The organism is Pandoraea sp. LA3, assembly GCF_022696215.1.
In the GTDB taxonomy this organism is placed as follows: Bacteria; Pseudomonadota; Gammaproteobacteria; order Burkholderiales; family Burkholderiaceae; genus Pandoraea; species Pandoraea capi.
On sequence record NZ_PTPY01000026.1, the window covers coordinates 30,068 to 42,661 of the forward strand.

General features: G+C 63.9%; 11 protein-coding genes. 9 read left to right on the plus strand and 2 right to left on the minus strand.

Going from position 1 to position 12,594, the window contains the following annotated elements:
• The 9 genes from dsbG (at position 1) to C5N93_RS07590 (ending at position 10,947) form a co-directional block, all read left to right on the plus strand.
• Positions 1-834, plus strand: a complete 834-nt coding sequence (dsbG, locus tag C5N93_RS07550) for a thiol:disulfide interchange protein DsbG (protein ID WP_242558809.1) — start codon at positions 1-3, stop codon at positions 832-834.
• A gap of 413 nt (positions 835-1,247) precedes the next feature.
• Entirely contained in the window at positions 1,248-1,835 is a 588-nt protein-coding gene (locus C5N93_RS07555; protein WP_242558810.1) for an aminodeoxychorismate/anthranilate synthase component II, read from the plus strand.
• A gap of 79 nt (positions 1,836-1,914) precedes the next feature.
• A complete protein-coding gene (trpD, locus tag C5N93_RS07560; RefSeq protein WP_069343492.1) occupies positions 1,915-2,943 on the plus strand; it encodes an anthranilate phosphoribosyltransferase in 1,029 nt (342 codons plus the stop codon).
• 108 nt (positions 2,944-3,051) lie between these two features.
• Positions 3,052-3,864 carry an indole-3-glycerol phosphate synthase TrpC gene (gene trpC / locus C5N93_RS07565; RefSeq protein ID WP_242558811.1) on the plus strand — a complete coding sequence of 271 codons (813 nt, stop codon included), beginning with the start codon at positions 3,052-3,054 and terminating at the stop codon, positions 3,862-3,864.
• Between the two features lie 156 nt (positions 3,865-4,020).
• Positions 4,021-4,716 (plus strand): CYTH domain-containing protein, encoded by a 696-nt coding sequence (locus C5N93_RS07570; protein WP_242558812.1) that lies wholly within the window; start codon positions 4,021-4,023, stop codon positions 4,714-4,716.
• 273 nt (positions 4,717-4,989) lie between these two features.
• Complete coding sequence (locus tag C5N93_RS07575) at positions 4,990-5,739, plus strand: uracil-DNA glycosylase (RefSeq protein ID WP_242558849.1); 750 nt, start codon at positions 4,990-4,992, stop codon at positions 5,737-5,739.
• Positions 5,740-6,062: 323 nt separating this feature from the next.
• Positions 6,063-8,342, plus strand: a complete 2,280-nt coding sequence (locus C5N93_RS07580; protein ID WP_242558813.1) for a TonB-dependent siderophore receptor — start codon at positions 6,063-6,065, stop codon at positions 8,340-8,342.
• Between the two features lie 248 nt (positions 8,343-8,590).
• On the plus strand, positions 8,591-9,733 hold the full coding sequence (locus C5N93_RS07585; RefSeq protein ID WP_242558814.1) for a hypothetical protein: 1,143 nt from the start codon (positions 8,591-8,593) through the stop codon (positions 9,731-9,733).
• Complete coding sequence (locus C5N93_RS07590; RefSeq protein ID WP_150722367.1) at positions 9,730-10,947, plus strand: serine protease; 1,218 nt, start codon at positions 9,730-9,732, stop codon at positions 10,945-10,947. The genes C5N93_RS07585 and C5N93_RS07590 overlap by 4 nt, the downstream gene beginning before the upstream one ends.
• Before the next feature lies 1 nt (position 10,948).
• On the opposite strand, the gene C5N93_RS07595 is transcribed toward C5N93_RS07590, so the two are convergent.
• Positions 10,949-11,866: a pirin-like C-terminal cupin domain-containing protein gene (locus C5N93_RS07595; RefSeq protein ID WP_242558815.1), complete on the minus strand. Its 918-nt coding sequence runs from the start codon at positions 11,864-11,866 to the stop codon at positions 10,949-10,951.
• Between the two features lie 35 nt (positions 11,867-11,901).
• On the minus strand, positions 11,902-12,501 hold the full coding sequence (locus C5N93_RS07600; RefSeq protein ID WP_069343483.1) for an NAD(P)H-dependent oxidoreductase: 600 nt from the start codon (positions 12,499-12,501) through the stop codon (positions 11,902-11,904).
• Between the last annotated feature and the right edge of the window lie 93 nt (positions 12,502-12,594).

Sequence of the window (12,594 nt, forward strand, 5' to 3'; positions counted from 1 at the left end):
ATGTCGGTTCGCAAGACTCTCGCTTTCATTGCCGGCCCCTCGCTTGCCGGACTCATCGCGCTCGGCTTCCCGACGACCGGCATGTCGGCCGATACGGCCGCTGCCGCCCCCGCTGCGACAGTCGCCACGCCCGGCGCAACGCCGAAGCCCGCCATATTGCAGGCGCTGGAGCGCGAAGGCGTAACGGCGCTGCAACCGTTCGATACGGGAGTCAAGGACCTGAGCGGCTTCGCGGGCCTTGCCGGTCAGCAGCCCATGGCCGTCTATTTGCTCCCGGACGGCAACGGCATCGTCGGCACCCGCATCGGCGCAGACGCCAGGCCGCTGGACGTCGAACGGGTCACGAAGCTCATCGAGAAGCCGCTGGGCGACGCGGTCTGGTCGAAGCTCTCGTCGTCTCACTGGGTGCAGGACGGCAAGAAGGACGCGCCGCGCATCGTCTACACGTTCAGCGACCCGAACTGCCCCTACTGCAACCGCTTCTGGGAATCGGCACGTCCGTGGGTCGATGCCGGCAAAGTGCAGTTGAGGCACGTGCTCGTGGGCGTGATCAAGGCGGATAGCGTGACGAAGGCGGCGGCCATTTTCGGTGCGCCGAATCCGTCGGCGGCACTCACGCAGAACGAGCAGAAATTCAGGCAGGGCGGGATCAAACCGGCTCGCGATGTCACGAAAGCCATCGCGCAGAAGCTGGAAGCCAATCAGAGGCTCATGGCCGAACTCGGTTTCCGTGGCACGCCCGGTATCGTCTATCGCAACGACAAGGGGATCGTGGAACGCGCCAACGGCATGCCGCCGCCCGACGCGCTCACCACCGTTCTCGGCGCGCGCTGAGCACGCCCCGAGACGGTCCCGGGGCGGCCCATCGCGGGTCGCCCAAAGGCTTCGCGTCGGTCGGGCGACGTAGCAGAATCGTCGAACGATCGACGCCGTCAGGCGCAAATTCTTGCAGAAAACGCGCGGATGGCGCATGAAACACGTCGAATGGCCGCTTTTTGCGACACCCGCCCACGACCCGGCGCAGATGCTGCTACAATCGCCTCACTATGAAGTCGCATCAGTCTTCCTCCCTCCTCTGGTCGCCCCTGACCGCTGCCCTGCGCTGGTGGCGGTAACCCGCCACGTCTATCTCATCCCCATAGCGCCCTCCCCCGCGGACCGCGAAGTCAATGTGGGGGCACGCTCAGGGGACACTCGCAAATTCCACGCGTTCGACAATCTTTGTCACCAGACGAACAGGGACCATCATGCTGCTGATGATCGACAACTACGACTCGTTTACCTACAACATCGTCCAGTACTTCGGTGAGCTGGGCGAAGACGTACGGGTCTTCCGCAACGACGAAATCACGCTCGACGACATCGCCGGGCTTGCCCCTGAACGCATTTGCCTCTCCCCCGGCCCGAGCTGCCCGGCCAATGCGGGCATCACCCTCGACGTGCTCAAGCGCTTCGCCGGCGAGATCCCGATTCTTGGCGTGTGCCTCGGCCATCAGGCCATCGGTGAAGCCTTCGGCGGGAATGTCGTTCGGGCGCAGCAGATCATGCATGGCAAGGTGAGCGAGATCGAAACCACGCAACAGGGCGTGTTCGCGAACCTGCCCAAGCGTTTCACCGTCACCCGGTACCACTCGCTCGCCATCGAGCGCGCGTCGCTGCCCGACTGCCTCGAAGTCACCGCCTGGACGGATGACGGCGAGATCATGGGCGTGCGTCACAAGACGCTCGACGTCGAAGGCGTGCAATTCCACCCCGAGTCGATTCTGTCGGAGCATGGCCATGCCGTGCTGCGCAACTTCCTGCAAGCTGCGCCGCGCAACGCCATCGCTGCCTGATGTCGCCCGCCGCCGTGTGTAGCGTCGTGTCTGCGGTCATGACGGAATCCATCCCTACCGACAGAGGAGAAGACAACCAATGATTACCCCGCAAGAAGCGCTTCAGCGCACCATCGAACACCGCGAAATCTTCCACGACGAGATGCTGCATCTGATGCGTCTCATCATGAAGGGCGAGATCTCGCCGGTCATGTCGGCCGCCATCATTACCGGCCTGCGCGTGAAGAAGGAAACCATCGGCGAGATCGCCGCTGCCGCACAGGTCATGCGCGAGTTCGCCAATCACGTCGATGCGCCGTCGGACGAGCATTTCGTCGACATCGTGGGCACTGGCGGCGATGTGTCGCACACGTTCAACATCTCCACGGCGTCGATGTTCGTTGCCGCCGGCGCAGGCGCGAAGGTCGCCAAGCACGGCAATCGCGGCGTCAGCTCGAAGTCCGGCAGCGCAGACGTGCTCGAAGCGCTGGGCGTGAACATCATGCTCAGCCCCGAGCAGGTTGCGCAGTGTCTGGGCGAGGTCGGCATCGGCTTCATGTTCGCGCCGAATCATCATCCGGCGATGAAGAACGTTGCGGCGATCCGCAAAGAGATGGGCGTGCGCACGATCTTCAACATTCTCGGGCCGCTCACCAACCCGGCGGGCGCACCGAATCAGCTCATGGGTGTGTTCCACCCGGATCTGGTCGGGATTCAGGTGCGCGTGATGGAGCGTCTCGGCGCGGAACACGTGCTCGTCGTCTACGGCAAAGATGGCATGGACGAAGTCTCGCTCGGTGCCGCCACGCTGGTTGGCGAACTGAAGGACGGCAAGGTCACGGAGTATGAGATTCACCCCGAGGACTTCGGCTTGCAGATGGTCAGTAACCGCAGCCTGAAGGTCGGCAGCGCGGAAGAATCGAAGACGATGCTCATCGAGGCGCTCGACAATACGCCGGGCGTCGCGCGCGAGATCGTGACGCTCAACGCCGGGACCGCACTGTATGCGGCCAATCGCGCAGCGACGATCGGCGACGGCATCAAGATGGCGCGCGAATCCATCGCGAGCGGTGCGGCGCGCGACAAGCTCCACGAATTCGTCACATTCACGCAACGCTTCAAGGCGTAAGTTTTCGCATGAAGCGCGGCGACGTCGCGCCTCATGCGCAAGAATCACGATGACGACGGACCACTCGCCCGCGAGCTCCGTCACTTTCAGTGGCACCGGAATATCCCTATGTCTACCGTTCTCGACAAGATCCTGGCCGTGAAGGCCGAAGAAGTCGCCGCCGCCAAGCGTGTGCGCGACCTCGCGAGCCTGCGCCGCGACGCCGAAGCGACCGTTGGCGACAGCGCACTTCGCACGCGCGACTTCGTGGGCGCCCTGCGCACGAAGATCGATGGCGGCCTGTCCGGCGTGATCGCCGAAATCAAGAAAGCCAGCCCGTCCAAGGGCGTGATTCGCGAAAACTTCGTGCCGCCGCAGATCGCCGAGTCGTATCAGCAAGGTGGCGCGGCCTGCCTATCGGTGTTGACCGACGTGCAGTTCTTTCAGGGCTCGGCAGAGTATCTGAGGGCGGCGCGCGCCGCCTGCGATCTGCCGGTGCTGCGCAAGGACTTCATGATCGACGCGTATCAGGTCTATGAAGCCCGCGACATGGGCGCCGATTGCATTCTGCTGATCGCCGCCGCGCTGGAGCTGTCGCAGATGCGCGATCTCGAAGCGCTCGCGCACGAGCTCGGCATGGCGGTGCTCGTCGAAGTGCACAACGGTCAGGAACTCGATGCCGGTCTGGAACTGCGCACGCCGCTGCTGGGCATCAACAACCGCAACCTGCACAACTTCGAAGTCACGCTCGACACCACCCTCGGCCTGCTCAAGCACATTCCGCAGGATCGTCTGGTCGTGACGGAGTCGGGTATCCTGTCGCGTGACGACGTGGTGCGCATGCGCGCAGCCAACGTCAACGCCTTTCTCGTCGGCGAAGCCTTCATGCGCGCGCCCGAGCCGGGCGATGCGCTCGCCACGCTGTTCGACATGCCCCGCTGATCGCCGATTCGTCTCGCAACGCGTCGCGCAGGCGCGTTCTGACGAGCGATGGCGCGGTGTCCTTCACTGGACACCGCCCGGCCTCCGGCGAGACGCGTCGCTTCTGCACGGGTGGCGACACCGGCTCGCCCGGCGTCCCCTTACAGGAGCGGCCCCATGGCCATCGAACGCGAACTCAAGCTTGCCCTTCCCGGCGACCTCCCCGCCCCGCGCGCCAACGCGCTGATTGCCCATCTCGACCGTCTGCCCGGCGCCGAAGCCCGTGGCGAGCGTCATCTCGTCAATCGTTATTTCGACACGCCGGACCTCGCGCTCGCCCGCGCCAAGGCCGCATTGCGTCTGCGTTACGTCGCGCGCGACGGTCATCCGGGACAATGGCTGCAAACGCTCAAGTCGGTCGGTGAGGCGCGCAACGGACTGCACGTGCGTCACGAGTGGGAGCAGGCCGTGCACGGCGAAGCGCTCGAACTCGCGCCATTGATCGCCGCGTGCGACATGCCGGCAACGGCCGCGTTATTGCGTGACGAAGGCACCAGGGTCGTGGCGCAGTTCGAGACGAATTTCGTGCGACGCCTGTGGCGCTACATCGCGGGCGACGGCACGACCGTGGAGATCGCGTTCGACCGTGGCGAAGTCGCGGTGGAGGCGGCAGGTGTGCGTCATACGGAACCGCTGATGGAAGTGGAACTGGAACTGCTCGACGCTCCCGACGACGACCGCAGCGCTCAGGGAGAACGCATCCTCAACGCGCTCGCGCAGGATCTGCGCGCGGTGCTGCCGGAACTGCACGCCGACGACGTGAGCAAGGCGCAGCGCGGCTATCGTCTGCGACAGAAGGTGCTGGGCGGCTGAGCGATACGCCGGTCCTGCCCGACTTTTCTCTGACGCACTTCCGACTTTTCCGACGTCGCACTCCTGCACATCCAACTGACTCGACGCATGGCATCACGCTCACGCAAGGCATCACCCTCCGCATCCGCGCACCCCGCGACGACCGCTAAGTCTCACGACGATCCGCAACGGTCGCTGTTCGACGCTGCCGACGATCTGGCACCCGCTGCTCCCACTGCTCCCACTGCACCCGCTACACCTGCGATGGCCGGGGACGGCGCGCGCGTGACCGGCATGACGGTCGGCGATTCCGACGTCGCAGGGCCACTGAAGGGGCACGTCGAGGATCAGTTCAAGGCGCTGCCCGACGCGTGGAAAGCGCTGGTGGCGCCGTTCGTGCAGAGCGATGCGTATGCACCGCTGTGCCGGTATGTCGACGCCGAAGTCGACGCCGGCAAGACGGTCTATCCGGCGGACATCTTTCACGCGCTGCGCATGACGTCGCCGAAGGACGTCAAGGTCGTCATCCTCGGACAGGACCCGTATCACGGCGACGATCACGGCATTGCGCAGGCGCACGGCATGGCCTTCTCCGTCCAGCGTGGCGTGCGTGTGCCGCCCTCGCTGCGCAACATCTACAAAGAGATCGAGCGGGATCTGGGCATTGCCCCGCCCGCGCATGGCAATCTCGACGCCTGGGCGAAGCAGGGGGTGCTGCTGCTGAACACGACGCTGACGGTGGAAGCGGGCAACGCCGCGAGCCACGCGAAGCCGTTCAGGAAAGGCGGATGGCAGGCGTGTACGGACACGTTGCTCTCAGGGCTGGCCGCACAACAGGGGCCGCTGGTGTTCCTGCTGTGGGGCAGTCATGCGCAAGCTAAAGCGCCGTTGCTCTCGGGCCACGGCCATCTGCTACTCGAAGCGCCGCACCCGTCGCCGCTGTCCGCCCATCGCGGCTTCCTCGGCTGCGGCCATTTCAGCGCCGCCAATGCGTTCCTCACGACACACGGCAAACCCCCGATCGACTGGCGACTGCCGGCGTAATCAGGGATTCAGCGCCTATTCGACCGCAAGGCGCTGTAGCCTGCCGCCCCGGGAAATGTATGTTTTGGCATACATTTCTACCGTTATCGGGTGTTTTTGTCTGTTTTAGCAGACATTTTTCACCTCAGACGCAGCCGCAACGAGCGTTTCGCCAATCAAAATATATTGTCGCGTACACGGTGTTAAGCGTTTACATGCAAATCGGCAGACATTAAACTCCCGGCCCGTAATGAGAATTCCTATCACTCTCATTACCAATAACTAAACCGTGCGTTGCCCGGCTGGGGAAGTGGCCGATGGCGACGCCATTGCCGGAAACACGTATGTCTACCGCTATTCAGACGCGCCAGCGTCTGCTCGCCACCGCCTGCGCGCTTGTCGTCGCCGGCAGCGTCACCACCCTTTCCGCTCACGCACAATCGTCTCAGGCAACGCCCGGCGCATCGCCGAGCGCCTCGGATGCCGCGGGCACGCCCGCGACCAACGGCAATGCCGCACCCGCGGTCGCCCTGCCGACCACGCAGGTGAACGACAGCGCCGTGCCGTCGCCGATGCAGATGAAAACGCTGCCGTCGTACAAGTTCGTCGCGCCCCTGCGCGATACGCCGCGCTCGATCACCGTCATTCCCGAAGAGCTGATCAAGCAGACGAACGCCACGACCTTCGCCGACGCACTCAAGACCGTGCCCGGCATCACCTTCCTCGGGGGTGACGCCGCCGCAAACCCGTCCGCCGACCGTCCGGTCATTCGCGGCTTCGAATCGCGCAACTCGATCTTCGTCGACGGCATGCGTGACTCCGGCGTGCAGAATCGCGAGACGTTCGACATCGAAAACATCAGCGTCATCAAGGGCCCCGACTCGGTCTACGCCGGACGTGGCGCCGTGGGCGGCAGTATCGACATCACCACCAAGACGCCGCGTCTCGAAGACTTCACGAACGCGAGCCTCGGCTTCGGTACCAACAGCTACAAACGCCTGACGTTGGACGTGAACCGTCAGGTCAACGACCAGACCGCCCTGCGCCTGAACGTGATGGGCCACGATGCCGATCAGGCCGGCCGCAACAACGTCTACAGCAAACGCTGGGGGATCGCGCCCTCGGTGGCATTCGGCCTGAACAGCCCGACCACCGTCACGGTCAGCTACTACCACCTGAATTCGTACGACATGCCGGACTTCAGCGCGCCGTTCCGCTCGGCGGGCGGTACGCCGGACGGCGGCTTCCAGCGCAATCAGTTCTACGGCCTGAACAATCGCGACTACCGTCGCGGCCAGACCGATACCGGCGAAATCAAGGTCGAGCACCGCATCAACGACACGTGGAAGATCAAGAACACCACGATGGTCGGACGCTCCACGCTCGATTATGTGGCCACCAACCCGCAGTTCCAGTCGGCCAGCTCGAACATCATTTCCCTGCAAGCCAAGAGCGGGAAGTACGCGACCAACAGCATCGCGAACCAGACCGAACTGACGGGCAAGGCGACGCTGTTCGGCTTCGAGCACACGCTGACCGGCGGCGTCGAATTCAGCAACGAGCAAAGCCGCTACGAGGGCTATCTCGTGCAGGACAGCGCGGGCAACAACATCCGTTCGGGCGGCCCGTGCTCGGTGGCATACAACTGCACGACCATCGGCAACTGGAACCCGGACAACCCCTGGACCGGCAACCTCGTGCTCAACGGCGACAAGAGCTTCCCCGGCGCCGCGACCAACACCCGCACGAACGTTGCATCGGCCTACCTGTTCGACAGCGTGAAGCTCTCCGAGCGCTGGCTCCTCAACGCCGGCGCGCGTTTCGACCGCTTCGACGTGCACGCCGTGCAGGCCGGTGCGCCGGATCTGAACAACCTCTCGAACCTCTTCAGCTTCCAGTTGGGCGTGGTCTACAAGGTCCTGCCGTCCCTGAGTCTGTATGCGTCGTACGGCACGTCGGCGAACCCGCCGGGGGCGAATAGCGGTCTGGGCGGCGGTACGGATCAGATCACCACGACGAACAACAACCTCGCGCCCGAACGCAGCCGCAATATCGAAGTCGGGGCGAAGTGGGACGTGATCGACCAGCGCCTGTCGCTCACCGCCGCACTGTTCCAGACCGACAAGACCAACGCTCGCGTGTCGGACGGCCTCGGCGGCACGATTAACGCCGGCAGCCAGCGCGTGCGCGGTGCCGAACTCGGCTGGGCCGGCAGCCTGACCAACCACTGGCGCGTGTTCGGCGGTTATTCGTACCTGAACGCGATCACGACCGACGCCGGTCCTGCGGCCGCACCGGGGTCGAGCGGCCTGCCGATGGTCATGGTGCCCAAGCACAACCTGACGCTGTGGACCGACTACGAAGTGATGCCGAAGCTCACGCTCGGCGCAGGCATGACACTCTCGAGCCTTACCTACGCGTCGGTATCGTCCACGGTGCGCAAGTGGACGCCGGGCTACGCACGCTTCGACGCCATGGCGACCTATCGCGTGTCGCGCACCGTCGATCTGCAACTGAACGTGCAGAACATCTTCGATAAGAAGTACTACGCGAGCGCCTACCCGATCTACGCCTCGTGGGCCCCGGGCCGTACCGCCATGCTGACGCTGAACTTCCATCAGTGACATTGCATTGAGAAATTAGTGAGGAGGCCTGTGCCAGCCCCGGTTGGCGCAGGCGCCCTTCGCGCTGTAGCGAAGCCTGATTTCAAACATCCGCTTCATTTCCCCCGCTTCATTGTCTGGCCGCTGTGCGCGTGCCATGATGGCGCCGCGCCACAGATTGGACACCGATCGAGTGTTCACACCGCGCATCACAACAATCAGAAGACGTTCGTCATAACGCAGTTTGCCTGTTCGTACGGGGGTTCGAGATGGCAAATCGGGGAGTCGCTGTCACCGCGTGTGCTGCCGCCACGCGGTCTTTTGTTGTCGTCCTGGCCATCGCCGCGCTTGCGGGATGTTCGGCCATCCAGTTCCGCAGTAAAGACACGCTGCAAAGCGCCGCCGATGGATTCGATGCGGCGGTCAAGGCGTCCGCAGGCGCTTTCGACACCGAACTGAAAGCCCGTCCGCGCGTGCGGCGCATCGAAGCCGTCGAATACTACGTGCAGACGCATCGGATCAAGCCGGGCGAAATTCGCATCTTCGATATCGACGCCGACGACCCGCTCGGCTCCTTCTCCCGCTTCGTTTGTGCCGGCACCGACGACTTCGTCCGCGAGCGCGCCGCCATAGCATTCGACACCGCGTACTCCGGTGGACTCAAGCAGGTGCTCGCCGAGGGCGATGACTCCATTGGCGGCCAATGGTCGAGATTCCAGGCACTTCGCAAACCCATCAAGGTGCCCGGCCTGCCCGACGGCACGATTCCCAAGAATGCCGTGAAGGCGTGCGCCGACGATCTCAAACAGCGATTGATCGCCTGGGATAAGGGACGTCCGTCGACCGAAGTGTCACCCGAAGTGGCTACTGCGGCGATACCGGCGGCAGTCGCGGCATACAAGGCGCTCGCTGCGCTGTTCCAGACGGGACTGACCGCCTACAACGACATGGCGGCGAAGGAGCGCTTCGGCAAGTACGTGAAGGAGTTCCACCCCAAGTTCGAGGAGGTGATGAACAACGACTTCAAGGAGTCGACCATCGCCAGCGCGTGGAATCGGCGTCAGATCGCCTCGCTGCAACGCCCGCTTGCAACCTTCCGCAAACTGCTGCTCACGCCCGCGGGCATCAAGGCCGCAGACGACGACATCCGCATCCGCGAACTTGGCATGCTCGCCAACGAGCAACTTGCGGAATACGACGCTCTGCATGCCAGCCCGTCGCCCGTGGAATTGCGCACCAAACTCGTCGACGCCGAAGCGCAGTTGGTCACGCTCGTGAACGACAAGCATGTGTCGATTTCGGATCTCGTGGAATTCTTCAAGGAACTCAAGGAAGACTTCGACAAGGCCAAGACGCAATATGCCGCAGCCGACGCGGCCGTGCGCGCCGTTCCGGAGGCCTGGAAACAATGAAACGAACCGCATTTTTGATCGTGGCGAGCACGCTGCTGGCGAGCTATGCCGTATCGGTCACCGCGCAGTCGCAGGCGATCAACACCGCCACGCCCGTCGTCACGCAGGCCTTGCAGGAAGCCGAGTCGCTTAACGTCCGAGCGCAGTTGAAACAGCAGGATCTGGCGCTGCAAAAAGAACAGGCCGCGTGGATGAGGAATGCCCAGTCGACGGCAGTCTCGGCGAAGGTGCAGGACATCGGACAGGCGCGGGACAACATTGCCGCCGCCACGCGCGCATTGAATGGCGACACGCCCATATCGCTTCAGGCGCTGAAGACAACGGCAGAAACCATTCGTGCCGTGACACGTCCCGTCTACGGTTTGTGCTCGGGCAGGCCGTGGGCGGACGACAAGATGACGGCCTGGAACAGCTGGCGCGACTACATCACCGACGTGGCGTCTCCACTCGTCACGGTCGCACGCAGTGTCGGCGTGATTTTCCAGTATTACCAGCCGACGTCTGACGCCAAACCGCAATACATGAGCGTCGGCGCGACCGCGTTCGTCGTGGGCAAGTCGCACATTCTGACGAATCGGCACGTACTGCAAAAGTACGCGTACATCGACAATCAGGGGAAGTGGCGGCTGTATGACAAGCAGTTGCTTCGCGTCTCGTTTCCGCTGGAGTATTCGAGTTGTACTGTGCGCACGCCGCCACATGATGTGCGCATCGTGGCCATCGAAGCGGTGGGTGAAGACGGGGAAAACAACGATTACGCGATCCTGCGCACCGAAGACAATGCGCTCCCGCCCGCAGCCCCGATGGCGCCGAACTTCAATCTGACCGAAGGCTCCCGTGTGGCCGTGATCGGCTATCCGGCACGTCCCGTGAGTTGTGCTGGGGCTGAAGCGGGTGAGGATTGTACTTACCTGTCGGATAAGCAGATCGACACGATGTTCAAGCTCCCGGACAGTCAGGTGCCCTTTCCGGCAGAGCGCATCGCGCCGGGCATGCTGCTCGTCAATCCCAGCCTCGATCCGCAGCAATTCTCGTATGACTCGTCGACTTGGGGGGGCAATTCAGGCTCGCCCATCGTGCGCCTGTCGGACGGCATGATCGTCGGGCTGCATTACGGCGGTGTGGGCGGCGATACGGAGAAAGCGACGTACAACAACGCCATCAAGATCGACCGCATCCGCAAGGCACTTGCCGACGCCGGTGTCACGCAGTGACTTACCCTTCCCCGTCGCACAGCGGGGCCAACGCCCCCATCGAGCCTTGCTGATAGCGACGCGTCAGCGCGACGAGGTCCGCCTCGTCGCGCGCGGCGAAGTTGCCGCGATACACCACCGGTTCTCCTAGCGGTTCACCGCCGGCGAGCACCAGCCGGGCACCACTGCGTCCGGCCAGTTGCCAGACGCCCGGGGGCAGCGACAACGCTTCGGTACCGCCGCCTTCCGCGCGCATCGCGTGGCCGGCGACTGCCGCTTCACCTTGCGCAATCAGCGCCACCCAGCGACGACCGTCGCAGGGAATCTCAAGCGTGCGCAACGCATCGGCCTGCCAGTCGAGTTGCAGCAACGTGACGCGCCCGTCAGGGTCGCGATCCTCGCGCGCCACCCGACGCTCACCCCACTGCCCGCAAATCAACGTCAGCTCGACGTCGCCCTCGCGCCAGTGCGGCATCGCTTCGGCACGCACTGACGTCTGCACCGGCGCGCCATGCGGATGACGTCCCGCGCGGTTGACGACCATCCGCACGCCGCGCACCGATGCCCGGGCACTTCCGGGCACCTCTTCATGCACCGTGCCGCAGTTGGTTTCGAGCCAGAGCAGATCGCCGGGGCGTACCGTGTCGTCGCCACCGTGGGCGTGACGGCAACGCAGCGAGGTCGTGGAATCGGGAAAGAGATATGTCGCCACCACACACCCGGCATGCGGATGCGCAGGAATACACGCGCCGTGACGACGGAAGATGTCGAGCGAGAGAAACGGATCCGTGTGCTCGACCTGATCGAAAACACCCGCTCCCGCGGCGGCCGCACATCGGCCGGGACGGGAGACGGGAAGCACGCGCGGGATGGCACTCGCGTCGGCAGACATCGCCGGACGCTTCGTCGGACGCGGATGCAGCGGCGTCGGATGGGCCATGGGGGACCTGCGCGTGCGGGAGACGATTTGAACGATTACAGCGCAGCGATGGCTTCGCGAGCGCCGGCGAAAGCGGCCGCAGCCGATTCCGGACCACGCGACAAGCCTTCGGCGAAGATGAACGTCACGTCCGTCATGCCGAGGAAGCCAAGAATCGTCTTGATGTACGGCGTCTGGCTGTCAGCCGGCGTGTCCTTGTAGTTGCCGCCACGGGCGAAAGCGACGATCACCTTCTTGCCCTGGATCAGGCCTTCCACGCTGCCGTCTTCGCGATAACGGAAGGTCACGCGGGCACGGGCGATCCAGTCGAAGTACGACTTCAGTTGCGTCGGCACCTGGAAGTTGTAGAGCGGCACGCCGAACACGATGTAGTCGGCCGCCTGAATTTCGGCGATCAGTTCGTCGCTACGGGCGATGATGGCCTTCTGCGCGTCCGAGCGTTGCTCTTCCGGCGTAAAGAATGCGCCGATCACGGCTTCGTCGAGGTGCGGCACGCCATCGGCCAGCAGATCGCGCACGACAACCTTTGCGCCGGGGTTCTTGGCAACCAGTTGCGCCACCGATTCGTTGGCGAGCGTGGTCGAATTGGCGCCTTGCGAGCGGGCGGCGGAATTGATTTGCAGAATCGTGGTCATTTCACTGGCTCCAGAGCCGGGGGTGGGTCCCGAAAGTTCGAAAATGCGTCCGCGCCAGGCCCCCGATTCGGGGTTGCCGTGAATTACGCGTCG